This is a genomic window from Mycobacterium sp. MMS18-G62, assembly GCF_053877835.1.
Genome location: NZ_CM132662.1, coordinates 1,071,729 through 1,097,700 on the forward strand (window position 1 = coordinate 1,071,729; position 25,972 = coordinate 1,097,700).

Annotated in this window: 32 protein-coding genes; 17 read left to right on the forward strand and 15 right to left on the reverse strand. The window is 65.5% G+C overall.

Annotation, left to right across the window (positions count from 1 at the left end; all coding sequences use genetic code 11):
* Positions 1-7: 7 nt before the first annotated feature.
* Positions 8-301: a hypothetical protein gene (locus tag ACWW36_RS05285; protein WP_456140543.1), complete on the reverse strand. Its 294-nt coding sequence runs from the start codon at positions 299-301 to the stop codon at positions 8-10.
* Between the two features lie 131 nt (positions 302-432).
* Positions 433-1,440 carry an oxygenase MpaB family protein gene (locus ACWW36_RS05290; RefSeq protein WP_456140544.1) on the reverse strand — a complete coding sequence of 336 codons (1,008 nt, stop codon included), beginning with the start codon at positions 1,438-1,440 and terminating at the stop codon, positions 433-435.
* A gap of 70 nt (positions 1,441-1,510) precedes the next feature.
* Between ACWW36_RS05290 and ACWW36_RS05295 the strand changes: the two genes are divergently transcribed.
* Positions 1,511-2,095 carry a TetR/AcrR family transcriptional regulator gene (locus tag ACWW36_RS05295; RefSeq protein ID WP_456140545.1) on the forward strand — a complete coding sequence of 195 codons (585 nt, stop codon included), beginning with the start codon at positions 1,511-1,513 and terminating at the stop codon, positions 2,093-2,095.
* Between the two features lie 3 nt (positions 2,096-2,098).
* Here the strand turns inward: ACWW36_RS05295 and ACWW36_RS05300 are convergent, their stop codons facing one another.
* Both ACWW36_RS05300 and ACWW36_RS05305 read right to left on the reverse strand, forming a co-directional pair.
* Positions 2,099-2,521 carry a hypothetical protein gene (locus tag ACWW36_RS05300; RefSeq protein WP_456140546.1) on the reverse strand — a complete coding sequence of 141 codons (423 nt, stop codon included), beginning with the start codon at positions 2,519-2,521 and terminating at the stop codon, positions 2,099-2,101.
* 92 nt (positions 2,522-2,613) lie between these two features.
* The gene (locus ACWW36_RS05305) at positions 2,614-2,985 is read right to left on the reverse strand and encodes a hypothetical protein (RefSeq protein ID WP_456142369.1); all 372 of its coding nucleotides are present in this window, start codon (positions 2,983-2,985) and stop codon (positions 2,614-2,616) included.
* A gap of 222 nt (positions 2,986-3,207) precedes the next feature.
* Between ACWW36_RS05305 and ACWW36_RS05310 the strand changes: the two genes are divergently transcribed.
* The 4 genes from ACWW36_RS05310 to phoU all read left to right on the forward strand — a co-directional run bounded on the left by ACWW36_RS05310 (position 3,208) and on the right by phoU (position 8,362).
* A complete protein-coding gene (locus tag ACWW36_RS05310) occupies positions 3,208-4,206 on the forward strand; it encodes an acyl-ACP desaturase (RefSeq protein ID WP_456140547.1) in 999 nt (332 codons plus the stop codon).
* Positions 4,203-5,366, forward strand: a complete 1,164-nt coding sequence (gene dusB, locus ACWW36_RS05315) for a tRNA dihydrouridine synthase DusB (protein ID WP_456140548.1) — start codon at positions 4,203-4,205, stop codon at positions 5,364-5,366. Before ACWW36_RS05310 ends, dusB begins: the two co-directional genes overlap by 4 nt.
* Before the next feature lie 187 nt (positions 5,367-5,553).
* A complete protein-coding gene (locus tag ACWW36_RS05320) occupies positions 5,554-7,599 on the forward strand; it encodes an LCP family protein (protein ID WP_456140549.1) in 2,046 nt (681 codons plus the stop codon).
* A 94-nt stretch (positions 7,600-7,693) separates the two neighbouring features.
* Positions 7,694-8,362, forward strand: a complete 669-nt coding sequence (gene phoU / locus ACWW36_RS05325; protein ID WP_456140550.1) for a phosphate signaling complex protein PhoU — start codon at positions 7,694-7,696, stop codon at positions 8,360-8,362.
* 9 nt (positions 8,363-8,371) lie between these two features.
* Here phoU and ACWW36_RS05330 read toward each other — a convergent pair whose 3' ends face one another.
* On the reverse strand, positions 8,372-9,298 hold the full coding sequence (locus tag ACWW36_RS05330) for an NADP-dependent oxidoreductase (protein WP_456140551.1): 927 nt from the start codon (positions 9,296-9,298) through the stop codon (positions 8,372-8,374).
* Between the two features lie 28 nt (positions 9,299-9,326).
* Positions 9,327-9,833: a MarR family winged helix-turn-helix transcriptional regulator gene (locus ACWW36_RS05335; protein ID WP_456140552.1), complete on the reverse strand. Its 507-nt coding sequence runs from the start codon at positions 9,831-9,833 to the stop codon at positions 9,327-9,329.
* Positions 9,834-9,912: 79 nt separating this feature from the next.
* Between ACWW36_RS05335 and ACWW36_RS05340 the strand changes: the two genes are divergently transcribed.
* Positions 9,913-10,887 (forward strand): quinone oxidoreductase family protein, encoded by a 975-nt coding sequence (locus ACWW36_RS05340; protein WP_456140553.1) that lies wholly within the window; start codon positions 9,913-9,915, stop codon positions 10,885-10,887.
* Here the strand turns inward: ACWW36_RS05340 and pstB are convergent.
* The 6 genes from pstB to ACWW36_RS05370 all read right to left on the reverse strand — a co-directional run bounded on the left by pstB (position 10,884) and on the right by ACWW36_RS05370 (position 16,558).
* Positions 10,884-11,660 (reverse strand): phosphate ABC transporter ATP-binding protein PstB, encoded by a 777-nt coding sequence (pstB, locus tag ACWW36_RS05345; protein WP_456140554.1) that lies wholly within the window; start codon positions 11,658-11,660, stop codon positions 10,884-10,886. The two genes, ACWW36_RS05340 and pstB, sit on opposite strands and share 4 nt — an antisense overlap.
* A 17-nt stretch (positions 11,661-11,677) precedes the next feature.
* A complete protein-coding gene (gene pstA, locus ACWW36_RS05350) occupies positions 11,678-12,583 on the reverse strand; it encodes a phosphate ABC transporter permease PstA (RefSeq protein ID WP_456140555.1) in 906 nt (301 codons plus the stop codon).
* A complete protein-coding gene (pstC, locus tag ACWW36_RS05355; protein WP_456140556.1) occupies positions 12,580-13,545 on the reverse strand; it encodes a phosphate ABC transporter permease subunit PstC in 966 nt (321 codons plus the stop codon). The genes pstA and pstC overlap by 4 nt, the downstream gene beginning before the upstream one ends.
* Before the next feature lie 93 nt (positions 13,546-13,638).
* Positions 13,639-14,778, reverse strand: coding sequence for a phosphate ABC transporter substrate-binding protein PstS (pstS, locus tag ACWW36_RS05360; RefSeq protein ID WP_456140557.1), 1,140 nt, complete (start codon positions 14,776-14,778; stop codon positions 13,639-13,641).
* Between the two features lie 101 nt (positions 14,779-14,879).
* The gene (mshD, locus tag ACWW36_RS05365; protein WP_456140558.1) at positions 14,880-15,776 is read right to left on the reverse strand and encodes a mycothiol synthase; all 897 of its coding nucleotides are present in this window, start codon (positions 15,774-15,776) and stop codon (positions 14,880-14,882) included.
* Positions 15,773-16,558, reverse strand: coding sequence for a winged helix-turn-helix transcriptional regulator (locus ACWW36_RS05370; RefSeq protein WP_456140559.1), 786 nt, complete (start codon positions 16,556-16,558; stop codon positions 15,773-15,775). The genes mshD and ACWW36_RS05370 overlap by 4 nt, the downstream gene beginning before the upstream one ends.
* Before the next feature lie 158 nt (positions 16,559-16,716).
* Here ACWW36_RS05370 and lmeA point away from each other — a divergent pair, with 158 nt between their 5' ends.
* The 8 genes from lmeA (at position 16,717) to ACWW36_RS05410 (ending at position 20,876) form a co-directional block, all read left to right on the forward strand.
* The gene (gene lmeA / locus ACWW36_RS05375; protein WP_456140560.1) at positions 16,717-17,532 is read left to right on the forward strand and encodes a mannan chain length control protein LmeA; all 816 of its coding nucleotides are present in this window, start codon (positions 16,717-16,719) and stop codon (positions 17,530-17,532) included.
* Positions 17,529-17,951: a thioredoxin family protein gene (locus ACWW36_RS05380; protein ID WP_456140561.1), complete on the forward strand. Its 423-nt coding sequence runs from the start codon at positions 17,529-17,531 to the stop codon at positions 17,949-17,951. The genes lmeA and ACWW36_RS05380 overlap by 4 nt, the downstream gene beginning before the upstream one ends.
* Positions 17,952-17,980: 29 nt before the next feature.
* Positions 17,981-18,070, forward strand: a complete 90-nt coding sequence (locus tag ACWW36_RS05385; RefSeq protein WP_414684976.1) for an Ms5788A family Cys-rich leader peptide — start codon at positions 17,981-17,983, stop codon at positions 18,068-18,070.
* A 91-nt stretch (positions 18,071-18,161) separates the two neighbouring features.
* The gene (locus ACWW36_RS05390) at positions 18,162-18,623 is read left to right on the forward strand and encodes a DUF4395 domain-containing protein (protein WP_456140562.1); all 462 of its coding nucleotides are present in this window, start codon (positions 18,162-18,164) and stop codon (positions 18,621-18,623) included.
* Positions 18,624-18,660: 37 nt separating this feature from the next.
* The gene (locus ACWW36_RS05395) at positions 18,661-19,494 is read left to right on the forward strand and encodes a sulfurtransferase (RefSeq protein ID WP_456140563.1); all 834 of its coding nucleotides are present in this window, start codon (positions 18,661-18,663) and stop codon (positions 19,492-19,494) included.
* A gap of 1 nt (position 19,495) precedes the next feature.
* Positions 19,496-19,798, forward strand: coding sequence for a DUF1416 domain-containing protein (locus ACWW36_RS05400; RefSeq protein ID WP_015309369.1), 303 nt, complete (start codon positions 19,496-19,498; stop codon positions 19,796-19,798).
* Positions 19,799-19,989: 191 nt separating this feature from the next.
* Positions 19,990-20,619 (forward strand): FABP family protein, encoded by a 630-nt coding sequence (locus ACWW36_RS05405; RefSeq protein ID WP_456140564.1) that lies wholly within the window; start codon positions 19,990-19,992, stop codon positions 20,617-20,619.
* Positions 20,619-20,876 (forward strand): hypothetical protein, encoded by a 258-nt coding sequence (locus ACWW36_RS05410; RefSeq protein WP_456140565.1) that lies wholly within the window; start codon positions 20,619-20,621, stop codon positions 20,874-20,876. Before ACWW36_RS05405 ends, ACWW36_RS05410 begins: the two co-directional genes overlap by 1 nt.
* Here the strand turns inward: ACWW36_RS05410 and ACWW36_RS05415 are convergent.
* A complete protein-coding gene (locus ACWW36_RS05415) occupies positions 20,873-21,724 on the reverse strand; it encodes an ABC transporter substrate-binding protein (RefSeq protein WP_456140566.1) in 852 nt (283 codons plus the stop codon). The genes ACWW36_RS05410 and ACWW36_RS05415 overlap by 4 nt on opposite strands.
* Positions 21,725-21,866: 142 nt before the next feature.
* Between ACWW36_RS05415 and ACWW36_RS05420 the strand changes: the two genes are divergently transcribed.
* Complete coding sequence (locus ACWW36_RS05420; protein WP_456140567.1) at positions 21,867-22,247, forward strand: hypothetical protein; 381 nt, start codon at positions 21,867-21,869, stop codon at positions 22,245-22,247.
* Between the two features lie 238 nt (positions 22,248-22,485).
* Here the strand turns inward: ACWW36_RS05420 and ACWW36_RS05425 are convergent, their stop codons facing one another.
* Positions 22,486-23,364, reverse strand: a complete 879-nt coding sequence (locus ACWW36_RS05425) for an aminodeoxychorismate lyase (RefSeq protein WP_456140568.1) — start codon at positions 23,362-23,364, stop codon at positions 22,486-22,488.
* A gap of 33 nt (positions 23,365-23,397) precedes the next feature.
* Between ACWW36_RS05425 and ygfZ the strand changes: the two genes are divergently transcribed.
* Both ygfZ and ACWW36_RS05435 read left to right on the forward strand, forming a co-directional pair.
* Positions 23,398-24,471: a CAF17-like 4Fe-4S cluster assembly/insertion protein YgfZ gene (gene ygfZ, locus ACWW36_RS05430; RefSeq protein WP_456140569.1), complete on the forward strand. Its 1,074-nt coding sequence runs from the start codon at positions 23,398-23,400 to the stop codon at positions 24,469-24,471.
* 123 nt (positions 24,472-24,594) lie between these two features.
* Positions 24,595-24,768 carry a DUF3073 domain-containing protein gene (locus tag ACWW36_RS05435; protein WP_456140570.1) on the forward strand — a complete coding sequence of 58 codons (174 nt, stop codon included), beginning with the start codon at positions 24,595-24,597 and terminating at the stop codon, positions 24,766-24,768.
* A 43-nt stretch (positions 24,769-24,811) separates the two neighbouring features.
* Here the strand turns inward: ACWW36_RS05435 and purM are convergent, their stop codons facing one another.
* A complete protein-coding gene (gene purM, locus ACWW36_RS05440) occupies positions 24,812-25,885 on the reverse strand; it encodes a phosphoribosylformylglycinamidine cyclo-ligase (RefSeq protein WP_456140571.1) in 1,074 nt (357 codons plus the stop codon).
* Positions 25,886-25,972: the final 87 nt, after the last annotated feature.

The following is a 25,972-nucleotide window of genomic DNA, read 5'->3' on the forward strand; positions in this document are numbered from 1 at the left end:
CCACCGGCTACCAACCGGCGACCGGCTTCACCGTGTGCGGCGCCGGAATGGTGACCGGCGGAGGCGTCCCGACCATTTCGACCACGTTCGCGATGCCCTCGGCGATCGCCTCGACGACGTGAATGCCCACGGCAACCGGGTTGAAGAACGAAATCAGCGGTAAGGGAGACGGCTGCGTATCGCTCACCGCGGTGCTCGCCGAAGCCTGCGGACACCCGGCCACGCTGGATGCCAACCCGACGGCGACGGCGGCGATCATCGACGCAACCGCCACGCCAAGGGACCGGAGAAATCGCAGCACAAGAGAATCGTGCCCCAAAAATCTCTCGGCGCATAGCGAAAAACGCCGAACGATTTGCCTCGCGAGCGCGGTGGTGTCCGGCCGGCAGCCCCGTGGGCTGATTTTGGCCTCGCGCATTGCGCCCGCCCGCGTCAGATCTTCGGGCAGTAGTGGGTCGGTTTATCCCGCTCGTCGAGCGGTGGCAGGTTGCGCGCGGGCGTGTGCACCAGCGGCGCATCGGCCGGGATGCGACCCGTTACACGGTCCCAGCCGGCGCGGGCCCGCGGATGCATCCTGGCCCGCTTCGGCAGCAGTGCGAACAGTACCCGCACCGCATCGCCGAAACGTCGGTGCAGCCACTCGTCGCGGGACGACCAGGTGTAGCCCATCAACTCCCGAACAGGAGGGTCGTACAACCCGACGGTGATCCAGACAAAGAACGGCGCCAACAACTTTCGTTGCAGCGCCCACAACCGGTCCGGAATCCACTGGGCGAATGGCGGTTTCGGGAGTTCAGTGAGATCAAGCACGGCTCGCGCCGCATAGTTGTTCTCTAACACGTTGCGACACATGTGATCCCAATAGACCTGAAATTCCTCCCAGGAATTCGGAACCGGACGCATGCTCATGCCGTACATGCGATACCAAGCGATGTGCTCGTCGAACAACTGGCGTTTTTCATCCTCTGTGATGCCGCCGCAGAACCGTTCGGCAACGATGATGGTGCCGACGAAGAACGTGGCATGCGCCCAGTAGAAGACGTCGGGATTGAGCGCGTGGTAGCGCCGGCCCTGCGCGTCGACCCCTTTGATGTCGACGTGGTAGTCGCGCACCTCGGCACCGGTGACGGGCGCTCGATCGCTGTCGAACACAACACCACCGATCGGGTACAGCGAGCGCAGCAGCCGGGGCCAGCGTTCCCGGAAGAACGTCGAATGCTCCTCGACGGCGGCGCCGAGTTGCGGGTGCATGTTCTGCATCGAGCCGGCCCACGGCCCCTGAAGCATGCCGCGCCAGTCGCCGAAGTATTTCCAGGTCAGCGAATCCGGCCCGAGCGGCTGCGGCGGTGCGTCGTAGCCGTCCGGCGCCACCGGACAGCCGGATGCGAGTGGGGCCGTACCGCTGGGCACCGGGTAGGCCTCAGACGTATCTTGAGTCACTGATGAACTTCCGATCGGAGTCAGATGCGATTCTGACTACGTGCGTTGTCATCATGAGCTTAGGAGTGATGTGCATCCCGGTCAACGACGGGGCCGATGGACCGGCGTTCCCCTGCAGGACCGCCAGGTCTTGCGCCGAGACGAACTGATCGCCGCGGGCGTCGCGCTTCTGGGCTACGAGGGCGGGCCGACGCTCACCGTACGCGCCGTATGCCGTGCGGCCGGCCTGACCGAGCGCTACTTCTACGAGAGCTTCGCCGACCGCGACGAATTTGTGCGCGCCGTCTATGACGACGTCTGTACCCGCGCGATGTCGATACTGATGAAAGCCGAGACCCCACGCGACGCCGTCGAGCGGTTCGTCGAGTTGATGGTCGACGATCCCGTGCGGGGCCGGGTCCTGTTGCTCGCACCTGAGGTCGAACCGGTCCTGACACGCTCGGGCGCCGAATGGATGCCCAACTTCATCGACCTGCTGCAGCAGAAACTGACCCGCATCACCGACCCCGCGGTACAGGCCATGGTGGCCACCGGGTTGATCGGCGCGCTGACGGCGTTGTTCACCGCCTACCTGGACGGTCGCCTCGCAGCGACGCGCGAACAATTCATCGACTACTGCGTCGCCATGCTGCTCGGCAGGGTGACCAGCTACTAGCGGCTACGCACCGGGCGTGCTGACCTCTTCGAGCGGCGCCTCTTCTTGGGCCGCGGCCTCATCCGCGGCGGCCTTCGCCGCGCGGCCCTCCGAGGACCCCATCGAGTTGCCGGGACTAGTCGCAGTGGCGAATCCGCCGTTGCAGTTCAGGTAGAACTGCACCTGGCCGTCGACGTGCGCACCGTCATTGGCGCTGGCGAACGGCGCGGTCTGCGACCGTGTCACGAGGCACTCGTCCTGCGACAGCTTGTCACCCACCCGGGCGGCCACAACCACGGTCTGGCCGGCCTCACTCGCCGCCGCCGACGCGTCGGCGTATGTCTGTCCGGCGTAATCGTCCGCCGCGGCGACTCCGGTGCCGAAAAATGCGATACAGGCCGATGCGGCCACAGCGGCGCCGGCCCCGAGAACGATCTGTTTCTTCACCTGAGCCGGACCTCCGAAGTGTCTGAGAAATGTCTGCGAACGTTATGCAGGAAGTTTATTGCCTGGCCCGGCTCACCGCTACCGCGGCGGACTCAGCCGGCGTCAGCGGAGGCCAATGCCTGACGGCCTTCTGGGCTGGCCGCCGAGTTGCCGGGCGCCCCGGCCGTGGCCACTGCGGCATTGCAGTTCAGCGCGACCATCACCTGCTTGGTGTCGCTGCCCCCGCGGGGGTTGTCGACCTGTGGCTTGCTCCACGCGTTGGTGACGATGCACTCGTCCAACGACGCCAGGCTTCCGGTCTTCGTCGCGATGACGGTCGTGGCCCCGGTCTGCTGAATTGTCTGCTTTGCGTCGCTGTACGTCTGGCCGACAACGTCCGGGGCAGCTGCCGCGCTGCCCGCGCCAAGAAGAGCGGCCGACCCAGCCGCGGCGAGCACGCCGGCGCCTACGAAAACATTGAGCATCTTCACGTGAGCCCGTCCTTCAGTCGATCCACTACCTGCGCTGGAAGCGGGCTCCCCGCAGTGCCCGAGCGGATAGTACCGCGACGGAACGTGTCGCGTGTGGCCTGTGTGACACCCCGTCGGGTGGCTTGAATGTCACCGCGGTACACAGATATATTGAGTGCAACCAACAGGTACAGATAACTGGAGGGTGTCCCGCACAGCGAGGAGGACGAAACGCTTATGCACGAGAACCTGACCGACCTGCACCTGCTTCGCGAACTCGAGCCTGTCGTCGAGCAGAACCTCAATCGGCACCTGCGGATGCGCAAGGACTGGAACCCGCACGACTACATCCCGTGGTCGGACGGCAAGAACTACTACGCGCTCGGCGGCCAGGACTGGGAGCCTGGGCAGTCGCAGCTGTCCGAGGTCGCTCAGGTCGCCATGGTGCAGAACCTTCTCACCGAGGACAACCTGCCCTCCTATCACCGCGAGATCGCAATGAACTTCGGCATGGACGGCGCGTGGGGCCAGTGGGTCAACCGCTGGACGGCCGAGGAGAACCGCCACGGCATCGCGCTGCGCGACTACCTCGTCGTCACCCGTGCGGTCGATCCCGTGCAGCTCGAGCAGCTGCGCGTCGAGCAGGTCACCCGCGGCTTCTCCCCTGGCCAGAACCAGCAGGGCGACCTGTTTGCCGAGAGCCTGTTCGACTCGGTCATCTACGTGACGTTCCAGGAATTGGCGACGCGTGTGTCGCACCGCAACACCGGCAAGGCCTGCGACGAAACGATCGCCGATCAACTGCTGCAACGGGTTTCGGCCGACGAGAACCTGCACATGATCTTCTACCGCGACGTGTCCGAGGCCGGCTTCGAGATCGCGCCAGACCAGGCCATGCACTCGTTGCACAGGGTGCTGCGCAACTTCAAGATGCCCGGGTACACCGTTCCTGAGTTCCGGCGCAAGGCCGTGATCATCGCCGTCGGCGGCGTCTACGACCCGCGCATCCACCTCGACGACGTGGTGATGCCGGTCCTCAAGAAGTGGCGCATCTTCGAACGCGAAGACTTCACCGGCGAAGCCGCGCGCATGCGCGACGACCTCGCAGTGCTCGTCGAGGAGCTCGAGGACGCCTCGCAGAAGTTCGAGGAGTCCAAGCAGCGCCGCCTCGAGCGCGAGGCCCGCAAGGCCGAGAAGCTCACCGCGTCGAAGGTGCTGGCCTCGTCGGCGTCATGACGGCGTTAGCCGAGCCGCGCGCCCAGCTGCGGATCGGGCCGATCGCGCTGCGCAGTCCGGTTGTACTGGCCCCGATGGCCGGTGTGACAAATGTCGCATTCCGCACGCTGTGCCGCGAAATGGAGCTGTCCAGAGCCGGGACGGTCAGCGGCCTCTATGTGTGCGAGATGGTGACCGCTCGGGCGCTCGCCGAGCGTCATCCGGTGACCATGCACATGACGACGTTCGCGCCGGACGAGTCCCCCCGCTCGCTGCAGCTCTATACCGTCGACCCGGATACCACGTTCGCGGCGGCGAAAATGGTCGCTGACGAGGGGCTTGCCGACCACATCGACATGAATTTCGGCTGCCCGGTGCCCAAGGTCACGCGCCGTGGTGGCGGTGCCGCGCTGCCGTTCAAGCGCCGGCTGTTCGGCCAGATCGTCGCCGCCGCGGTGCGCGCCACCGAGGGGACCGACATCCCGGTGACGGTGAAGTTCCGGATCGGCATCGACGACGCTCACCACACGCATCTGGACGCAGGCCGCATCGCGGCCGAGGAGGGCGCGGCGGCCGTCGCGCTGCACGCCCGCACCGCGGCGCAGCGCTACTCCGGAGCCGCCGACTGGGAGCAGATAGCCCAGCTCAAGCAGCACGTCACGGGCATTCCGGTGCTCGGAAACGGCGACATCTTCGAGGCCGACGATGCACTGGCCATGATGGCCGCGACCGGATGCGACGGCGTGGTCATCGGCCGCGGGTGCCTGGGCCGGCCCTGGCTGTTCGCCGAGCTGTCGGCCGCGTTTTCCGGGACGACGGCCCCGACGCCGCCGACATTGGGAGAAGTGGCCACGATCATCCGTCGGCACGGTGAGCTGCTGGCGGCCCATTTCGGCGAGGACAAGGGCATGCGGGACATCCGCAAGCACGTCGCCTGGTACCTGCACGGCTTTCCTGCCGGAGCGGAGCTGAGGCGGTCATTAGCCCTGGTCAAGACGCTGACGGAGCTCGACGTGTTGCTGGGCCAGCTCGATCCTGCGGTGCCTTTCCCCGAGGCCGCCACCGGTCCGCGGGGACGTCAGGGGTCGCCCGCTTCGGTGGCCCTGCCAGAGGGCTGGCTCGCCGATCCCGACGACTGCACCGTGCCCGCCGGGGCAGACGTCATGCATTCGGGAGGCTAAACCGAGACGATCTTGACACCGTCTCCTGACTGGCTGTCTCTCAGGATGTCTCAGTACGATATGAATCTCGTCGCATCAGGCTCCAGTGGCGGAGCCCCGCAGGGTGCTGCTAGAAGACAAGAGGCACTGGATACGCCCATGCGCACCGACGCGCATGACGCCTTAAGAGTCGGAGGCCGGTAGGAACATGAGTGACGGCGACAACGCCACTCCTGGTCTGCCTGACTACGGCGGGCCGGTTCCTCCTGCCGACGACAATCAATGGCTTACCCGAAGCCCGCGGCCCTCGCCAGGCGCCGCGCCGTGGGAGCGCAGTTCGGGTTCTGATCCCGAGGATGCCGAGCCGGCCGGTAACCACACCGACGGCGTCACCGTCGCCGATCTGATCGCCAAGCTGCACGGCCACGCGAGTGTCCCTGAAGAACTGAAGCGGCCGCACCGCGACCCGGAACCGCATCCTCCTCCGCCGGCGCCGCCGACCGAGATCATCGATGCAGTCTGGGATCCCGTCATAGCCGGCCCCGGGGGCGACGACACCGAAGTCATCCCTGTCGTTTCCGGAGATCTGCCCGACCTGGCCCGTCTGCGCCGGGCCGACCGCGTAGGCCCGGCTCGCGTGGGTACCCGCACGGAGGTGGACCAGGCGGAACCCCGCCGCGGCCGTCGCAAGACCATGGTGGCCGGACGGGTCGCCGCGGCGCTGATCGCGGCGAGCGCCCTCGCCCTCACAGGTGGGGCGTGGCAATGGCAGTCGTCCAAGAACAACATGCTCAACAAGGTGTCCGCGCTCGACCCCGACTCGCGTGACATCGTCGACCCCAATGCCCAATTCGGCGACGAGAACTTCCTGATTGTGGGAGTGGACAGCCGGTTTGGCGAAAACAGCGACATGGGCGCGGGAACCACCGAGGACGCGGGCGGTACCCGATCCGACACCGTAATGCTTGTGAACATCCCGGCCAACCGCAAACGCGTTGTCGCCGTGTCCTTTCCGCGTGACTTGTCGATCAACCCGATGCAATGCGAGGCGTGGAACCCGGAGACGCACGAGTACGGGCCGCTGTATGACGAGCAGACGGGCACCTACGGACCCGAAGAGGTGTACACCGAGACCAAGCTGAATTCCGCCTACGCCGTGGGCGGTCCCAAGTGCCTGGTGAAGGTAGTCCAGAAACTGTCGGGTCTGTCCGTAAACCGTTTCATGGCAGTCGATTTCGCCGGATTCTCGAAGATGGTCGATGCCCTCGGCGGTGTCGAGGTGTGTAGCACCACACCCTTGGAGGACTACGAGCTCGGCACCGTGCTGCCCAATGCAGGCCGCCAGATGGTCGACGGCCATACCGCGCTGCAGTACGTGCGCGCCCGGCAGGTGACCACCGAAACAAACGGTGACTATGGCCGCATCAAACGTCAGCAGCTGTTCTTGTCGTCGCTCCTGCGCTCGCTGATTTCCAAGGAAGTGTTCTTCTCGCTGCCCAAGCTCAACAACGTGGTCAACATGTTCATCAACGACAGTTTCGTCGACAACATCAGGACCAAGGACCTCGTTGACCTCGGCCAGTCCGTCCAAGGGGTGAATGCGGGCCGCATCACGTTCGTGACCGTGCCGACCGTTGGATATCCCGACGAATACGGCAACGAGGTGCCTCGCACCGACGACATGCACGCCTTGTTCGATGCGATCATCAACGACGACCCGCTGCCCGAGGAAAAAAACGCCGACAACACTCCCGTCCCGGGCACGCCCGAGTCGACGGTGAGCGCGACGCCGGACCCCGCCAACCAGAAGCTCAGTGCGCCAACCAACGCCGAGCTGGTGAACGCCGTCACGACCAGTCCGCAGGACGTCACCGTGAGGGTGTCGAATTCGACCGGCGAGAACGGGTTGGCCAACACCGCGGCCAGCCAACTGCAGGCCCACGGCTTCAACGTCACCACTCCGGACGACTACCCGGGCCCGCTGTCCTCGACGACGGTGTTCTTCTCACCGGGCAACGAGCAGGCCGCGGCCACGGTCGCCTCGTCGTTTGCCAACCCCACCATCGAGCGGGTCACCGGCATGGGTGACGTGGTCCAGGTGGTGCTCGGCAGCGATTTCTACAACAACGTGAGCGCGCCGTCGCCCAGCGGCTCGCCTGTTCAGGTGCATGTCGTTCGGGGCACCAGCACCGCCCCGACCCACCTGCCCGAGGATCTGACCGTCACCAACGCGGCGGATACGACCTGCGAATAGCGCCATCCCCGGCAGTGTTTGGGCAGGTGGCATTCACCGTTCGTTCACCGGGCGCGTCGTGACGATTCAAGGCCAATGCCCGTAGGCTTGATCCATGCGGACCGCGTACCACGAGCAACTGGATGCCTTGACAGCCCAGCTCGGCGAGATGTGCGGGCTGGCGGGCGCTGCCATGGAGCGCGCAACGCAGGCCCTGCTGCAGGCCGATTTGGTGCTGGCCGAGCAGGTCATCACCGACCACGAGCAGATCGCCGCGATGAGCGCCAAGGCGGAGGAGTCGGCTTTCGTCCTGCTGGCGCTGCAGGCGCCGGTGGCAGGAGATCTACGCGCCATCGTCGGGTCCATCCAGATCGTCGCCGACGTCGACCGGATGGGCGCCTTGGCCCTGCACGTCGCCAAGATCGCGCGGCGCCGGCATCCCAACCACGCGCTGCCGGAAGAGGTCAACGGCTACTTCGCCGAAATGGGCCGTCTGGCAGTCGAATTGGGCAACAGTGCGCAAGAAGTCCTGATCACGCGTGATCCGGAGAAGGCCGCAAGGATCCGTGAAGAAGACGACGCGATGGACGACCTGCACCGCCATCTGTTCACCGTCCTGATGGACCGGGAATGGAAGCACGGGGTGGCCGCGGCCGTCGATGTGACCCTGCTGGGCCGGTTCTACGAGCGGTTCGCCGACCACGCGGTCGAGGTGGCTCGTCGGGTCATCTTCCAGGTCACGGGCAAGCACCCGGACGAGGAAGAGATCCCCGCCCCGCGCTGATCCCGGCCGTCAGGGCCGCAGGATGATCTTGCCTCTGGTGTGGCGTTGCTCCAGCGTGCGGTAGGCGCGCTGGACGTCGGCGAGCGGAATCACCTCGGCAATCGGAACCTCCAGCTCACCGGCCGCGACGAGCCCAGCCAGCTCGGCGAGCACATCCGCGTTGGACGCATCGGCGTTGCCTGCCATTTGCACGCCGAACCGCTCAACAGCGGGGAAGTCGATGATGGTGTCCACACGCTCGGGAGCGATACCTAGCTCGGACACAGCCAGTTCGACGTAGCCGCCGCCGAAGAAGTCGAGAAACGCGTCGATCCGTCCACCCGGCGCGGCCTCCCGTAGCCGGTTCGCCAAGTCGTCACCGTAGTTGACCGGAATGACGCCGTGCTCGGTCAGCCAGTCGTCGTTGGCGGGGCCGGCGATGCCGAGCACCGTCGCACCGGCGCGCTTGGCGAGCTGTACGGCGATCGTGCCCACACCGCCTGCGGCACCGGCAATTGCGACGGTGTCACCCGGCTTCAGCGCGACCGCACGCACCGCGGCGTATGCCGTTGTGCCCACGACGTAAAGCCCGCCCGCGACGTCCCATGGCACCGCATCGGGTTTCGCGGTGAGCTGCTCGGCGGGCACGGCGACGAACTCGGCCTGGCTGGTGCGTTGGTCGGTGAAGCCGAGCACCTCGTCGCCGACCGCGAATGCCTCTACGTCGGGACCGATGTCCGCGACCACGCCCGCCAGATCGCTGCCTTGTCCGGACGGGAAGGTAGCCGGCCACCGGTCGTGAAGCGCGCCGCGGCGAATCATGGCTTCACCGGGATTGATTCCGGCCGCCTTGACCGCGACGAGTACCTCGCCTGCGGCCGGCACCGGCTTTTCGACGTCGCGCACCGCAAGGACGTCAACATCGCCGTACTGATCGAATTGCACTGCCTTGCTCATGGAAGTAACGACAGGGCAAGAGGGCGCACTATTCCGGCGCAGCGATCCGTACCCCGACTTTCTTGGTGGCGAGCAGATCGCGCAACACCTTGGAGATGACGGCGAGCTCGGCGTTGCTGTACCGCGACAGAAAATCGTGCAGTCCACCCCGCATCTCCTCGTGAAGTCGCCGGTGAACATCGGTGACGATCCGCCCGTCCGCGGTGAGCGTCAGGGTTACCTCCTTGCGGTTACCGGGGATGGGCGACCGCTCCACCAGCCCCGCTTCGACCAGGCGCTGCACGTGTTTGGATACCGTGCCTTTCAGTCGGCCTGAGCGCGTGGCCAATCCCACGATGCTCACCGGGCTCTCAGCGATTTGGGCAAGTAGGTGCATGCTCAGCGTGGGTAGCCGGCGCACAAGCGGTTCGAGTCGTTTCGGGCAGCGTTCGGCCATGAAGTCGCGTTCGGCGTCACGTTCGGTGTCGTCGAACTTGTCCCCGACGGCTCCGATGAGCTCGTTGATCTCGTCGACCAGCACCGTCTTTGTTTTCACGGAAACCATATTGCCATCTGGCCTCGGCCATGCATATAGTTTCTATAGAAACCATCTATTCGGAAACTTTAGGAGAGACGTGAAAGCAGCTGTAGTCCAGGAATGGGGCAGGCCACCGGTGTACACCGATTTCGACGAGCCGTCGCCGTCAGACGGCGCCGTCGTGGTCGACGTCGAAGCGTCGGCGCTGACCAACCTGACCCGGGGATTGATGTCAGGAAAGCACTACGCCAGCAAGGAGATTCGATTGCCCAGCGTCGCCGGAGTGGACGGCGTCGCTCGCCTGGCAGACGGCCAGCGCGTGTACACGGGAGCACTCGCGCCGTACGGGATGATGGCCCAGCGCGCGCTGATCAGCCCGCACGGTGCGATTCCGCTACCCGAGACGGTGGATGCGGTTACGGCCGCGGCCGTCCCGAATCCCGGGTTGTCCGCATGGGCATCGCTAGAGTATGCGGCGGGCGTACGCACGGGCGACCATGTGCTGGTGTTGGGCGCGACTGGTGTCACCGGCTCGATTGCCACCCAGCTCGCGAAATCGGTGTTCGGCGCTGGTCGTGTGGTCGTCGTCGGCCGAAATGCACAGCGGCTGCAGTGGTTACGCAACGTCGGGGCCGACGACGTGATCACGTTGGGTGATGACGACCTGGGCACGCGTGTCGGCGCGGCGCACGCGGAACGGCCGTTCGACGCGATCCTCGACTATCTGTGGGGTGAGCCTGCCGAACAAGTGCTCGCTGCGCTGGCATCGAGCCATCCTGCGGCGCATTACCACGCCACTCGATTCGTCCAGATCGGGTCGATGGCCGGGCCGACACTGAGCCTGTCGGCGGGAATCCTGCGCGGCAACGGGATCTCCCTTGTCGGCCTGGGACTGGGCAGCGTGCCGCCTGAGGTGCTGGCCCGCGCCCGTGTAGAGGGTCTGCCGAGGCTCTTCGAGATGGCCGCGACCGGCGAACTGCAGATCCAGACCAGACGCCGTCCGCTGTCCGAGGTCACGCAGGCCTGGACGGAAACAGAACCGTCGGGCGTCCGCGTGGTGTTGACGCCCTAGCCGAAGCGGCCGGAGATGTAATCCTCGGTGGCCTTCTGGGTCGGGTTGGAGAAGATCTTCTCCGTGTCGTCGATCTCGATCAGCCGGCCAGGCTTGCCAGTGGCTTCGAGATTGAAGAACGCGGTCTGGTCGCTCACGCGGGCGGCCTGCTGCATGTTGTGCGTGACGATCACAATCGTGTAGTCCTGCTTGAGCTCCGATATCAGGTCTTCGATCGCCAGCGTTGAGATCGGGTCCAATGCGGAGCAAGGCTCATCCATCAACAACACCGCGGGCTGTACGGCAATCGCGCGGGCAATGCACAGCCGCTGTTGCTGACCACCGGACAGGCCGCCGCCCGGTTTGTCGAGCCGGTCCTTGACCTCGTTCCACAGATTGGCGCCTTTGAGGGAACGCTCCGCGACCTCGTCGAGAGTCTTGCGGCCCCGCACACCCTGCAGCCGCAGTCCTGCCACCACGTTGTCGCGAATCGACATGGTGGGGAACGGATTTGGCCGCTGGAACACCATGCCAATGGTTTTGCGGACGCTGACCGGATCGATCCCGGCGCCGTAGATGTCCTCCCCGTCGAGGAGAACCGACCCCTCGGCTCTCGCACCGGGCAGCACTTCGTGCATCCTGTTCAGCGTGCGCAGCACCGTCGACTTACCGCAGCCCGACGGGCCGATGAACGCCGTCACGCTGCGCGGCGGGACGGACAGCGCGACGTCCGCAACGGCGTGAAATGAGCCGTAAAAGATATTGAGGTCTTTGATGTCTATGCGCTTGGCCATATCCGCTCCTAAGATCGTCAAGCTCGTTTGCGGGTCAACAGCCGGATCACGAACGCCGCGGCAACATACAGCGCTGCCACGATGATGATCAGCGTAAGCGCAGCACCCCAAACTCGGGCCCGTCCCGCTGCCTCCGGGTTGATCAGTTCGGTGTAAATCAACAGCGGCAATGACGCCATGTTGCCTTCGAACGGGTCGTAGTTGATCGACCTGGCGTAGCCGACCAACACCAGCACCGGAGCCGTCTCTCCGATCACCCGCGCCAGAGCCAGCAGGATCCCGCTGATAATGCCGGGCAGTGCCGTGGGCACGACGATCCGTGCGATGGTCTTCCATTTCGGAATGCCAAGTGCATATGACGCTTCGCGCAGCTCGTCGGGCACCAGTTTGAGCATCTCTTCGGTATTGCGCACAACGACCGGGAGCATCAGCAACACCAGGGCCAACGACACCGCAAAGGCGCTCTGCTCAAAGCCCATCGTGGCGATCCACAGCGCGAAAACGAATAGCGCAGCCACAATCGAAGGCACACCGGCCAAGATGTCAACCATGAATGTCGTTGTCCGCGCGAACCATCCGCGTCCGTATTCCACCAGGTAGATGGCCGCCATGACACCCAATGGCACCGCCAGTATCGCCGCGATCCCGGCCTGGACGATCGTGCCGTAGATCGCGTGGTACACGCCCCCGGCGAACTGCTCCGGAAGAACACCGGCCAACGACTTGTTCCACCACGTGGACGAAATGACCGCGCGATAGCCTCGCGAAATGACGGTGAACAGCAGCCACACCAGGGGCACCATTGCGATCAGGAAAGCTGTAGTGAAAAGCGTTTCCGCCAAACGATTCTTGGCCTTGCGGGCGAAGCTGATCTGATGAAAGGTCGGCGCCTTCACCGGGGCGTCAAGCGTGGCTTCGGTCATCCGCCGCTCACCCTTCCTCCGGCTGCCAAGCGAGCAACCGCGTTGACGACAAATGTCAGGGCGAAAAGAACGAAGCCCGCCGCGATGTATGCCCCGGTGGGCAGCGGCGCACTGAATTCCGCTGCAGCCGAAGCGATCTTGGACGCGAAGGTATATCCGCCGTCGAACAGCGACCAGTGCCCGGCCTGCGCAGCAGTGCGCAGAATGATCAGGACCGCGACAGTCTCACCGAGTGCCCGGCCCAATGCGAGCATCGAGCCGGCGATCATCCCGCTGCGGCCATAGGGATAGACCGTCATCCGGATGACTTCCCATTTGGTGGCACCCAATGCCTGCGCAGCCTCGACGTGCCCCTTGGGGGTGAGGCTGAACACTTCCCGGGACACCGACGTGATGATCGGCAGGATCATCACGGCCAGCACGACACCTGCGGTGAATATGGTGCCGCCACCCGCGAGCGAGACATTGCCCTTGCCGAACAAGAAGATCCAGTTCAAGTTGTCGTTGAGGAACCGTTGGATCGGCTCGAGTTTGGGAGCGAGTACGAAGATGCCCCACAGGCCGAAGACGATCGAGGGCACCGCCGCGAGCAGGTCGACCAGGATCGCGAACGGTCGCGCCAACCGACGCGGTACGTAATTGGTCAAGAATGTGGCGATCCCGATCGCAATCGGCACCGCGATCGCCAGGGCGAAGAACGAACTGAGCACCGTCACCCGGAACAGATCGGCGATACCGAAACGCAGATCGTGCTCGTCCGTCGTGACGAATTGTGAACTGGTGATGAAGTTTGCGTTGTTGGCGGCAAGCGAAGGAACCGCCCTAATCAACAGGAAAAGGCCCATCAGTGCGATGGCGCCGATGATTGTCGCGCCTGCCGCGATTGCGATCGAGTAGAAAACTGTGTCGCCCCACCGACGGTGGCCTCTCAGGGCCGACGCCGGTGTGGCTTTGGTCGACATATCTGGAGTATCCCCGATCTGCTGTGGGCTCGCCCCCGTTGTTGACGAGCCCACAGCGGTCGAGTCAGGCTTCAAAGTCATTGCTGCCTTTGACTAGGAGATGGCATTGATGGCCTCGGTCAGCTTGGCCTTGAACGTGTCCGGGATCGGAATGTAGCCAGCGTCCTGCAGGCCCTTCTGGCCATCGGTCGTCGCGACGGTCAGGAATGCCTTGACTGCGGGAGCGACCTCTGCGTCGGGGTACTTGGAGCACACGACCTCGTAGGTGCCGAGGATGATCGGGTACGCGCCAGCGACACTCGGCTTGTAGAAGGACGACGTGTCAAGCACGAGGTCGTTGCCCTGTCCCTTGATCTTGACCGCATCGATCGACTTTCCGGCGCTCTCCGCCGACAGCTTCACCGGATCAGGTCCAGCGGAGGTGATGATGTCCGCCACCTGCAGGCCCTGCTTGGTCGCATAGGACCATTCGTTGTAGGTGACCGATCCGGGGGTGCTCTTGATCGCCGCCGAGGTTCCCTCATTGCCCTTGGCGCCCTCGCCGACACCGCCGTTGAAGGTCTTGCCTGCGCCCTTGCCCCATGCGTCGCCACCGGCCGCGTTGAGGTACTTCTGGAAGTTGTCCGTGGTGCCGGACTCGTCGCTGCGGAAGACCACGTTGATCTTGTCGCCCGGCAACGTCTTGCCGGAGTTCAGCGCCGCGATCTCAGGGGCGTTCCACGTCGTAACGGCACCGTTGAAGATCTTGGCCAGAGTGGGCCCGTCGAGTGCCAAGCCGTCAACACCCGGCAGGTTGTAGGTCACGGCGATCGGGCCGAAGACAGTCGGCAGGTTCCATGCGTCGGCACCGCCGCAGCGGGTCTTGGCCTTCTCGACCTCACCCTTGTCGGGGTTCAGCGGCGAATCGGTGCCGCCGAAATCGGTTTGGCCACCGAGGAATTCAGACACGCCCGCACCCGAGCCGCTGGACGTGTAGTTCAGGGTGTACCCCGAGCACGCCGACTCATAGGCGGTGACGAACCGAGTGACAGCATTGGCCTGCGCCGACGAACCGCTGGCCTTCAGCGCCTTCTTGCCAGCGCAATTGACCTTGGCGGCGCTCCCCGAGGTTGAGGCGCCTGAACTGGACGTCGAGGCGTTGTTGTCGCTGCCACACGCGGTCAGCGTCAGCGCGGCGATCGCCGTCGCAGATAGTGTCGTGCCGAGCGCCTTGCCAATGCTGTTGAGCTTCACTGATCCCACTTTCGGTTGACGGCTTTGAACTCTCCGGCAACGTATGCGGCGCTGGTCAACGGCTCACGGATGGAAAGTGAACGCAAGGTGAACAGGTACAGCTAGGTCCCAGCTTCTAGCGCATAAGCGGCATCCACCGAAAACACGTCGAAACCTAGTCTTTGATACGTATTAACGGCCGCCGAGTTATCTGCCTCGACGTAAAGCATCACCGCCGGTTGTTCACTTTCCGACAACCGCTCTGCGAGATGGTGCAGTCCGATCAGGGTCAGCGCCGCCCCGATACCGCGGCCCTGAGAGGCGGGGTCGATGCCGACGACGTACACCTCGCCAAGGTCGCCTGAGTGCACCTTGGTCCAGTGGAAGCCCAGCAGCTTGCCGGTTGCCTCGTCTACGGCCATGAACAGACCAGCCGGGTCGAACCACGGCTCGCCGCGACGTTCGGCGATGGCGTCTTCCGTCCACCCGCCCTGCTCGGGATGCCACGCGAACGCGGCGTTGTTTACGCGCAGCAGCTCGGCGTCGTCAGCCGGACCGGAGTACGTGTCGATGCGAACACCGTCGGGCACCGTGATCGCAGGCAGGTCCGTGAGCGGCCGCCGCATCTGCCACAGTTCGCGCACGGCGACCAAACCCAGCGCGGCCGCCGTCGCGCGCGCGGGTTCGAGGTTGCCGTGAGCCCAGATCCTGGCGTCGTGCCCGCCCTCGGCGAGCCCGGTCCTCGCCATCGCCGATCCGATGCCGCGGCGCCTCGCGTCCGGATGCACGACCAGCTCAGCCATCGGCGGTGACGCGGTGAGGTTCAGATAGCCGACGACACCGGAGCTGAAGTCGTCGTCGACGGCGAGCAGGTGCTTGGTGCGGTCGTATGGAAGCTCTCGAAGGACCTGGTCGCCGACGGGGGCGACGCCGTCGAGAGTTGTGGCGGCAGTGATCAGCGAACGGATCTGGCGTTGCTCGTCATGGGACAAGCCCGTGCGCCAGCCGAAATCGGTCACTGACTGCGCAGCGGGTCAACCAGCGCGTCGGACAGGCTGTCGGGCGCGTCATAGCCGCCCACGTCGTCGACCATGTCGTCGGACATATCGGCCCCGGGCGCCGGCGGGCGCCCCCGCGCAGGCCGCACCGCCTTGTAGCCGACGTTGCGCACGGTGCCGATCAGCGATTCGTATTCGGGGCCGAGCTTGGCGCGCAGCCGCCGCACATGGACGTCGACGGTGCGGGTCCCGCCGAAGAAGTCATAACCCCAGACCTCTTGCAGCAACTGCGCGCGGGTGAACACCCGACCCGCATGCTGAGCCAGGTACTTGAGGAGTTCGAACTCTTTGTAAGTCAGGTCGAGCGGACGTCCGCGCAGCCGCGCGGTGTAGGTGCCTTCGTCGATGACGAGCTCGCCCAGGCTGATCTTGCCGACGTTCTCCTGATTGGCCACGCCACCGCGACGGCCTACCAGCAGCCGCAGCCGGGCGTCGATCTCGGCAGGCCCAGTGCTCGGCAACAGAATTTCATCGAGGCCCCATTCGACGTTGACGGCCACCAGGCCGCCTTCGTTCACGACGGCCACGACGGGCACCGACGTTCCGGTGGTGCCCAGCAGTCGACAGAGGCCGCGTGCGGCGGCCAGATCAGTGCGCGCGTCGACGATCGCCACGTCGGCTGTGCCGGCCTCCAATAGAGAGGAAACCTCGGTCGGCGCCGTCCGCACGTTATGCGCAAGCAGAGACAACGAGGGCAGCACAGATTCCGGATGTGGGTCGACCGTCAGTAGCAATAGATCCAACTGGCCCTCCAGCAGCCATAGGGACCTCGCCCGGACAACGATGTCGGTGGTGACTTCCCAGATTCACGCCTGACACATGGCCGTTACCCGGCCGATGGTCATCTAACGATAGCGCGCCACCTGCTCGTTAGCCGCGCTGAGCCGGGCAAGCCTCGTCTGTGGGCCAGAATGTGCGGGTGCGGAAGCTGCTGATCGGGGTGATCGCGACCGTGACGGCGATCGTGGTGGGCGCCGTCGGGGCCGACTTCGGGACGGCGATTTATGCCGAATACCGGCTGGCCAGGAGCATGCGCGCCGCCGCGAACCTGCACTTCGACCCCTGGGTCGGCATCCTGGGGTTCCCGTTCATCTCCCAAGCTCTGCGCCACCGGTACAACGAAGTCGAAATCAAGACCAGTGGTGTTGATCACCCCATCGTCGGCAAGGTGGGCCTGGAGGCGACCCTGCATTCGGTCGATCTCACCGATACGTCCTGGCTGATCAGGCCGGACGCGAAGTTGTCGGTCGGAAAGCTGGAAAGCCGCATCATCATCGACTCCACGCATGTCGGGCGGTTCATGGGTATCCCCGACCTGCTGGTGGAGGCGCCGACGCGGGAAAGCAATGACGCGACCGGCGGGACCACGGAGTCGGGCATCTCCAGCAATCGCGGGCTGGTTTTCACCGGGACTCCGCACAAAGCCGACTATGACAAGAAGGTCAGCGTTGCGGTCGACCTGTCCATCGCGGGGCCGGATCAGACGACGCTGATCTTCACCGCTACCGGCGTGCTGACCGGGGCGGGCACCGCCGACCAGCAGGTTCCCGAGGACAAGCTCCCCGCGGTGCTCGCCGCGTTTTCGACCAGCCTGCCTGGCCAGAAGCTGCCTTTCGGTGTGCGGCCGACCAGCGAGGGGGCGCGCGGCTCGGACGTCATCATCGAAGGCATCACCGAGGGAGTAACCGTCGCGCTCGATCAGTTCAGGTTGTCATGAGCTCTTCATGGATCGTCGTCATCGCGGTACTGATCGCGGCGTTCGGCGTGGCGTTGGTGGTCGGCAGGCTGATGACCCTGCGTGCCGGGATGCTTAAGTCCGCCGCCGAAGCGAGCAACGTCGACACGTCCGACCTAGGGCTGTCGTCGACCGGGCCGACCGTCGTGCACTTCAGCGCGGTGTGGTGCGGGCCGTGCGCCGCCGTGCGGAAAGTGGTCGAGCAGGTGTGCGACGACCTCGGCGGCGTGGCCCACCTCGAGATCGACATGGACGCGAATCCCGATGCAGCCCGACGGCTTTCGATCATGTCGCTGCCGACCACGTTGATTTTCGACAGCGACGGACGGCCGCGGTATCGCACCACGGGCGTGCCAAGGGCTGCTGACCTGCGGTCGGCGGTCGAACGGCTGTTGGCTTGAACAGGCCTTCATTGGGTAAGCTGTCGGGCGTGTCCCGCCTCGAGCCGATGCTCACCAAGCGCCGCGCAGTCGATCTGTGCCGCGTCGCGGGTTCTTGCTGTTGTTGTTGTAGCTGCTGAGCGCAGCCGCGCGGTCTAAGCGCGCTCGCTCGGAGCAGCCGTATCGGCTTGCTCGAAACCAGCCCATCCAACACAACAGGAGTGTGACTGTATGTCGACAAACACCAACATCGCCCAGGTGGACGTTCGTGGGCCCAGGTTCGCCGCCTGGGTGACGACGGCCGTGCTGGTGGTGACATTGGTGGTTTCGGCCGTCAGCCCGATCACGGCGGCGGTGATCCTCGGCGCCCAGGCCGTCGTATTCGCGATCGGCGCGGCGCTCGGTCCGCGTAGTCATCCGTATGGGCAGGTGTTCGCCAAGGTGATCGCCCCGCGGCTGAGCCCGGTCAGCGAGCGTGAACCGGTGCCGCCGCTCAAATTCGCCCAGCTCGTCGGGTTCGCGTTCGCCGTCGTGGGCACCATCGGATTCGCCACGGGCGTAATACTTCTCGGCTCGATCGCCACAGGCTTTGCTCTTGTGGCGGCATTCCTCAACGCGGCCTTCGGCATCTGCCTCGGTTGCCAGATCTATCCGCTCATCGCGCGGCTGCGCCGCGCGCCATCCCCCGCATAAACGTTCGAAAAACCAAGCAACCGAAAGGATTTCGTACATGGCACGCTCCGACGTCCTAGTCAGCACAGACTGGGCCGAGAGCAATCTCACTGCGCCGAACACGGTCTTCGTCGAGGTCGACGAGGACACCAGCGCTTATGACGGCGGCCACATCGAGGGCGCCATCAAGCTGGACTGGAAAGAGGATCTGCAGGACCACGTCAAGCGCGACTTCGTCGACGCCCAGCAGTTCTCCAAGCTGCTCTCTGAGCGCGGCATCGCCAACGACGACACCGTGATCCTCTACGGCGGCAACAACAACTGGTTCGCGGCCTACGCGTACTGGTACTTCAAGCTCTACGGCCACGACAAGGTCAAGCTGCTCGACGGCGGCCGCAAGAAGTGGGAGCTCGACGGACGCCCGCTGTCCAGCGAGCCGGTGAGCAGGCCCGCCACCAGTTACACCGCCAAGCAGCCCGACAACACGATCCGGGCATTCCGTGACGAGGTCATCGCGGCCATCGGCGGCAAGAACCTCGTCGACGTCCGCTCCCCCGACGAGTTCTCGGGCAAGATCCTCGCGCCCGCCCATCTCCCGCAGGAGCAGAGCCAGCGCCCCGGGCATATCCCCGGTGCCATCAATGTTCCTTGGAGCAAGGCGGCCAACGAGGACGGGACCTTCAAGTCCGACGAGGACCTGGCCAAGCTGTACGCCGAGGCCGGGCTGGACGGAGAGAAGGAAACCATCGCCTACTGCCGGATCGGTGAGCGCTCGTCGCACACCTGGTTCGTGCTGCAGGAACTGTTGGGACACAAGAACGTCAAGAACTACGACGGCAGTTGGACGGAATACGGCTCCCTGGTGGGTGCCCCGATCGAGTTGGGAAGTTGATATGTGCTCTGCACCGAAGCAAGGCTTGACGTTGCCCGCCAGCGTCGACCTCGAAAAAGAGACGGTGATCACCGGCCGCGTCGTCGACGGCTCGGGTCAGGCCGTCGGCGGCGCGTTCGTGCGCCTGCTGGACGCCTCTGACGAATTCACCGCCGAGGTCGTCGCGTCGGCCACCGGTGACTTCCGGTTCTTCGCGGCACCGGGCACCTGGACGCTGCGCGCGCTGTCCCCCGCGGGTAACGGCGACGCCAGCGTCGCACCGTCGGGCGCGGGCATCCACGAGGTCGACGTCAAGGTCGCCTGACGGCACGATCCCCGGCGAGCACTGACGTCTCGCCGGGGCGCCCCTCGCGGGGCACCCAGACAGCTGACCTGACGGCGGGCCACTAGACTCGTCGTCGTGGTGTTGTTCTTCGAGATCATGCTCGTCGCGGCCGTCGTCGTCATCACGTGGTTCGCGCTGTACGCGCTGTATCGCCTCATCACCGACGAGTCGTGACCTCAGGCGACGAGGCAGTCGCCGCGGCCGCTGAACGGGCCAAGACCACGGCGGCTCGCAACATCCCGGTATTCGACGACTTGCCCATGCCGGCCGATACCGCCAACCTGCGCAAGGGCGCGAACCTCCACGACGCTCTGCTTGCGCTGCTTCCCCTGGTCGGTGTGTGGCGCGGCGAGGGCGAGGGCCGCGGACCCCACGGCGATTATCGGTTCGGCCAGCAGATCGTCGTATCGCACGACGGCCGCGATTATCTGATCTGGGAGGCACGCAGCTGGCGGCTGACGGAAACGGGTGAATACGAAGAGCCGACGCTGCGCGAATCCGGCTTCTGGCGTTTCGTCAACGATCCCGCCGACCCTTCCGAATCCCAGGCCATCGAGCTGATGCTGGCGCACTCGGCGGGCTACGTCGAGCTGTTCTACGGCCGGCCCCGGACCCAGTCGTCGTGGGAACTCGTCACCGATGCTTTGGCTCGCAGCAAGTCCGGCGTGCTCGTCGGGGGCGCCAAGAGGCTCTACGGCATCGTCGAAGGCGGCGACCTGGCCTACGTCGAGGAGCGCGTCGACGCGGACGGCGGTTTGGTGCCACACCTGTCCGCGCGGCTGACGAGGTTCGTCGGCTAGTGCGTTCGATTCGGCTGGCCGCCACTCTTGGCGCGGCAGGGTTTCTGGTCGCGTGCTCGTCGACCACACCGGCTCCGCAGCAGTCGTCGACGTCCATCGCCCCGACCGGCCATGGCGCCCTTGCCCATTGCCTCGGTGAGCACGGTGTGCCCGCCGCGCCTGGGCCCGCGATCGCGCCGCCACCCGGCGTCGACCCAGGAACCTGGCACCAGGCCATGCAAGCCTGCTCGTCGCTGACTCCTGGGCCGTCGAACTAAGCCAGCACCGGCGCCTTGCCTGCACCGGCCAGCCACTCTTGCTGCAGGTGGGCGAGCGTTCCGTCCTGACGCAGCGTGTCGACCGCCCATGACACGCATCGCGTCAGCGGACTGTTCTTGTCGAGCACGATGCCGAACTGCTCGACATCGCCTGAGGCGTCAGGCAATTGACCGACCATCAGCCCGTTGCGCAACTCGTTGGCGACGGAGAACGCGGTGGGCAGGTCGGCGACCAACGCGTCGATCTCGCCGTTGGTCAACGCCATCTTCGCGTCGCCGTTGGTGTTGTAGACCTCTACCGGCTTGCTGCCGTCCACCGCGGTGGCCGCCGTGTAACTGGTGGTGCCGACCTGTACGCCGAGCCGCAACGCCCTCAGCTCCTGTAGCGTCTTGACGCCAGCCGCGGGCGACGACTTGACCGTGACCACCGCCTGCGTCACGTCCAGGTAGGGCGAGGAGAAGTCGACTGCGGCCCTGCGCTGATCAGTGATCGAAAACTCAGAAAGATTGGCGTCGAACGACTTTGGGCCCGGCGCCAGTGCGGCGTTGAAGGGCACGCGCACCCAGCGAACGTCGTCCCGGGTGTAGTTCATCTTGTCCGCAACGGCATAGGCGACCGCGGATTCGAAACCTTCGCCGCTGCCGGGATTGTCACCCATGTACCACGGCGGATATGCGGGCTGGTCGGTACCGAACGTGAAGATGCCGGAGTACAGCGTGCCCAACGCATCCTTCTTGCAGACTGCGGAAGTTGCCGTTGCGGTCTTGTCAGAGATCGGCGCGCATGCCGCGACGGTCGCCAGCGTGGTCGCCGCCACCACCGTGGCGAACTTCCACACAATGCGCATGGCCCGCATCATCGCGCACCTGGCTAACGCACGCCAGCACTAGTTACGTCATCCATAACCCCCGCCCAGCTTGCTGATAGTCGGCACCTATCCGGCCGCCATACCGTCGCGAGCGCCCACAACTCGAATCGAGGAGACAACTGTGACCCCTCTCTTTCTCCGACGCGCCGCCGTCGGCGTCATGGCCGCGGCGTTCGTGAGCGGTGTGATGGCATGCTCGTCGGGCACGCCCCCCGCCGCACAGAGCACCGCCTCGTCAACGAATCAGACCAGCGCGTCGCCCGGATCAGCGGGCAGCCATGAGGCCTTCACAGAGTGCATGGCGGACAACGGCGTGCCTGTTCCGCCAGAAGGCAGCGGCCCTCCGCAAGACGGGGCACCGCCGGAGGGTTCGCCGCCACAAGGGCCGCCGCAGCACGGCGGCTCGGGTACGCCACCGGCCCCGCCCGGCGTCGACGAGAACACCTGGGACAAGGCGATGCAGGCGTGCTCATCGCTGGCCCCTGCGCCGCCACAGAACTAGGCCCAGACATGGGTCGGCCCCCGAGCCGATGTTCCAGGTTGGACAGACCGAGGGCTCGGGGGCCGGGTGGCTGCGGGGAATTCGCAAGCGCGCGCTTTGGGATTCCTCGCTCGGCGCTGCTAGCGCGCAGCCACCTCACATGTCCATAAGTCACTCAATTTGACGGACCACCTCCTTCCCTGTGTACGAGCGAAAGTACTCGCGCACCGGCACACCGACAAGCGATTTTCGTATGCTGTCAGCGATCACTCAGGATGGCGGCGTCGATCAGTTCGGCGAATTCGCCTGCCAACGGTGCATGCCGCAGTAATTTGCCGTCCAGTGTGTGCACCCGCGCTGCGAGTGTGATGCTCGAGACCAACCAAACACCTTGCGCGGCAAAAAGATCCGCGGGTCGCAGGACGCGGTAGTCGCAGTCGTAACCCTTGTTGCGGGCCACCTCGAACAGCGCCTGCTGCGTGGTGCCCCGCAGGATCGGGTACCACGGCGGCGGGGTGAGCAGTGCTGGATTGCCGTCGAGCTCGGTGGCGATCACGACAGTCGAACGCGGACCCTCCAAGACGTCGCCGTCGGAGCTCACGAAGATCACGTCGCCCGCGCCGTTACGCTCGGCGTGCCGAAGCGCCGCCATGTTCACCGCATACGACAGCGTCTTCGCGCCCGCCAACAGCCAGGGCATGTCCGCAGCGCCGTCGGACGGCAATCCGCGGGCCAGCGTCAACGCCGCAACGCCCTTGCGACGGGCGTCGGCCACTCGGGTCGGCAACTCCCCGATCGTCGCGAAAGCGGTCGGGGGCGAGCCACTTTCGCGGCCGCGGCTGTACACCAGCCGAAGCACTCCCTCGGCACCGCCGTCGGCACACCAGCGCTCGACCCCCGCGGCGATCGCGGCGCGCCACAGAGGAAGGTTCGGCACGGGTAGGTCGGTCATGCGCGCGGAATGGGTGAGCCGGGCCAGATGCGACTCCAGCAGGCACGGCCTGCCGTCGCGGACCAGCAGCGTCTCGAAGATGCCGTCACCACGCACGGCGGCCAAGTCGTCCGCGAAAAGCAGGGGCGCTGACGGGTCGTGCAGTTCGCCGTCGAGAGTCACCACAACGCCGGGTTGGCTCGCCATGGCCAAAAAGCGTAGCTCCGTAGAGTTAGAGGTATGTCAGCTGTACCCGCGCCAGACTCCGGACCAGATGCCGGTGCCGTATGGCATCACGGCGACCCGCTCGGCGAGCAGCGCGCGGCGGCCGATGCGGCCGTAGTGGTGGACCGTTCACACCGCGCGGTGATCACATTGACGGGCGACGACCGTAAGACCTGGCTGCACAACATCTCCTCGCAGCACGTCAGCGAGTTGCCCGACGGCGCGGTCACCGAGAATCTGAGCCTCGACGGGCAGGGCCGTGTCGAAGATCACTGGATACAGACCGAACTCGACGGCGTCACCTATCTCGACACCGAACCATGGCGCGGCGAACCCCTGCTGGCCTATCTGCGCAAGATGGTGTTCTGGGCCAAAGTGGTCGTCGAACCGGCCGACCTCGCGGTGTTGACGGCGCTCGGGCCCCGGCTCTCCGACGCGTCCGTGCTCGACGTGCTCGGCCTGGATTCGCTGCCGGCAGAATCGACGGCCGTCGCCCTGCCAGACGGTGGTTTCGTCCGTCGCATGCCGGGTCCGACCATCGAACTCGACCTTGTCGTACCGCGCGACCAGGCGGCCGATTGGCGGCACCGCCTCGTCGACGCGGGCGTGCGGCCCGCGGGTGTCTGGGCGTACGAGGCGCATCGGGTGGCTGCGCGCCGGCCGAGGCTCGGCGTCGACACCGACGAGCGCACGATCCCCCATGAGGTGGGCTGGATCGGCACGGCCGTACACCTGGACAAGGGTTGCTACCGCGGCCAGGAAACCGTCGCGCGCGTGCATAACCTGGGTAAACCGCCGCGGATGCTGGTGCTGTTGCACCTCGACGGCTCCACGGATCGGCCCGCTACAGGCGATCCGTTGCTTGCGGGCGGACGCGCCGTCGGCCGGCTGGGCACGGTCGTCGACCACGTCGACGAAGGTCCAATCGCCCTGGCGCTGCTCAAACGTGGCCTGCCCGCGGACACCGCCTTGACCACCGGCGGTGAAAGCGAAGTCGCGGCGGTTATCGACGCCGACTCGATGCCGGCAGCCGATGGCGTCGGTGCCGGTCGGCTTGCGGTGGAACAGCTGCGCGGCCGAGCGCGTTGACGCGATGGGCCTGCCAGCGCACGACCGCCGGGCACGGTAAAGTGTTGGCAGGACGATAAACACACACAGATCGGAGCCGCCTTCTAATTGGGCCGCTCCGTTATTGCGCGAGGGGGTCCCCCCATGGGCCGCGGCCGGGCGAAGGCAAAGCAGACCAAGGTTGCTCGTGAGCTCAAATACAGCTCACCGCAGACCGATTTCGAGCGGCTTCAGCAAGAGCTGTCGGGCGCTCCTGCGCCGGACGACATCGACGGCGCCGACGACGAATGGGCGGACGAGAGCGAGTGGCGGCGCTAGTCCGCACGTGAGGCTGGGCGCTTGGCGCCCGGCGGCAATTTCTCTAGAAACGCGGGTGCTGACCCACGAGCTGGGCACGTGGACCGTCCTTGCCGCCCTTCTTGACGGTGCCGACGGTCCAGCAATCCAGGTGACGTGCGGTAAGCACCGCGAGCGCCCGGTCGGTGTCCTCTGGCGCGACGACCGCCACCATGCCGACGCCCATGTTGAACGTCTTCTCCATCTCGGCCCGCTCGACCCGGCCGCGTTGCGCGATCATGCCGAAAACCGGCGCGGGAGTCCAAGTGCCACGGTCGATTTCGGCCACTAGCCCCTGTGGGACCACTCGTTCGAGGTTGCCGGCGAGCCCGCCGCCGGTGACGTGACAGAAGGTCCGGACCTGAGTTTCGGCGGCCAGAGCCAGGCAGTCTTTGGCGTAGATACGGGTCGGCTCGAGCAGCTCTTCGCCCAGTGTGCGGCCGAATTCCTCGACATGCCCGGCCAGGTTCATCCGGTCGATCTCCAGCAGCACCTTGCGCGCCAGCGAGTAGCCGTTGGAGTGCAATCCCGTCGCGGCCATCGCGATGATCACGTCCCCCGGCTTGACCCGGTCGGGCCCGAGCACGTCGTCGGCCTCCACGACCCCAACGCCGGTAGCGGAGATGTCGTAATGATCCGGCGCCATCAGGCCGGGGTGTTCAGCGGTCTCGCCGCCCAGCAGCGCACAGCCGGCCATCACGCAGCCGTTGGCGATGCCGGAAACAAGTTCGCTGACGCGTTCGGGCACCGTGCGACCCACGGCGATGTAGTCCTGCAGAAACAGCGGCTCGGCCCCGCATACCACAAGGTCGTCGACGACCATGGCGACCAGGTCAATGCCGACCGTGTCGTGCTTGTCCATGGCCTGGGCGACCGCCAGTTTGGTGCCGACACCGTCGGTCGACGACGCCAGCAGTGGTTCGCGATAGCCGCCGCGCAGGGCGAACAACCCGGCGAATCCACCGATCCCGCCCAGCACCTCGGGCCTGGTTGCCTTTTTGGCCAGCGGTTTTAGAAGTTCGACGGCGCGGTCACCGGCTTCGATATCGACCCCCGCCGACGCGTAGGAAATGCCGTGTTGTTCGGCGCGCTCGGTCATCGAGAGCAAGGCTACCGTCGTTGGCTGTGGCTGGGTAACTGCGGATTCATGCGGCGGTTCCGCGCCGATCCGCGGCACGATCGCCGA

Bases quoted from the DNA above. Each gene is read 5' to 3' on its own strand.
- dusB (WP_456140548.1), top strand. From the start codon at position 4,203: ATGACGGCGTTAGCCGAGCCGCGCGCCCAGCTGCGGATCGGGCCGATC.
- ACWW36_RS05330 (WP_456140551.1), bottom strand. From the start codon at position 9,298: ATGAGCAAGGCAGTGCAATTCGATCAGTACGGCGATGTTGACGTCCTT.
- ACWW36_RS05395 (WP_456140563.1), top strand. From the start codon at position 18,661: ATGGCACGCTCCGACGTCCTAGTCAGCACAGACTGGGCCGAGAGCAAT.
- phoU (WP_456140550.1), top strand. From the start codon at position 7,694: ATGCGGACCGCGTACCACGAGCAACTGGATGCCTTGACAGCCCAGCTC.
- ACWW36_RS05425 (WP_456140568.1), bottom strand. From the start codon at position 23,364: ATGGCGAGCCAACCCGGCGTTGTGGTGACTCTCGACGGCGAACTGCAC.
- ACWW36_RS05380 (WP_456140561.1), top strand. From the start codon at position 17,529: ATGAGCTCTTCATGGATCGTCGTCATCGCGGTACTGATCGCGGCGTTC.
- ACWW36_RS05305 (WP_456142369.1), bottom strand. From the start codon at position 2,985: ATGCTCAATGTTTTCGTAGGCGCCGGCGTGCTCGCCGCGGCTGGGTCG.
- ACWW36_RS05390 (WP_456140562.1), top strand. From the start codon at position 18,162: ATGTCGACAAACACCAACATCGCCCAGGTGGACGTTCGTGGGCCCAGG.
- pstC (WP_456140556.1), bottom strand. From the start codon at position 13,545: ATGTCGACCAAAGCCACACCGGCGTCGGCCCTGAGAGGCCACCGTCGG.
- ACWW36_RS05310 (WP_456140547.1), top strand. From the start codon at position 3,208: ATGCACGAGAACCTGACCGACCTGCACCTGCTTCGCGAACTCGAGCCT.
- pstA (WP_456140555.1), bottom strand. From the start codon at position 12,583: ATGACCGAAGCCACGCTTGACGCCCCGGTGAAGGCGCCGACCTTTCAT.
- ACWW36_RS05400 (WP_015309369.1), top strand. From the start codon at position 19,496: ATGTGCTCTGCACCGAAGCAAGGCTTGACGTTGCCCGCCAGCGTCGAC.
- ACWW36_RS05320 (WP_456140549.1), top strand. From the start codon at position 5,554: ATGAGTGACGGCGACAACGCCACTCCTGGTCTGCCTGACTACGGCGGG.
- ACWW36_RS05435 (WP_456140570.1), top strand. From the start codon at position 24,595: ATGGGCCGCGGCCGGGCGAAGGCAAAGCAGACCAAGGTTGCTCGTGAG.
- pstB (WP_456140554.1), bottom strand. From the start codon at position 11,660: ATGGCCAAGCGCATAGACATCAAAGACCTCAATATCTTTTACGGCTCA.
- ACWW36_RS05415 (WP_456140566.1), bottom strand. From the start codon at position 21,724: ATGCGCATTGTGTGGAAGTTCGCCACGGTGGTGGCGGCGACCACGCTG.
- ygfZ (WP_456140569.1), top strand. From the start codon at position 23,398: ATGTCAGCTGTACCCGCGCCAGACTCCGGACCAGATGCCGGTGCCGTA.
- purM (WP_456140571.1), bottom strand. From the start codon at position 25,885: ATGACCGAGCGCGCCGAACAACACGGCATTTCCTACGCGTCGGCGGGG.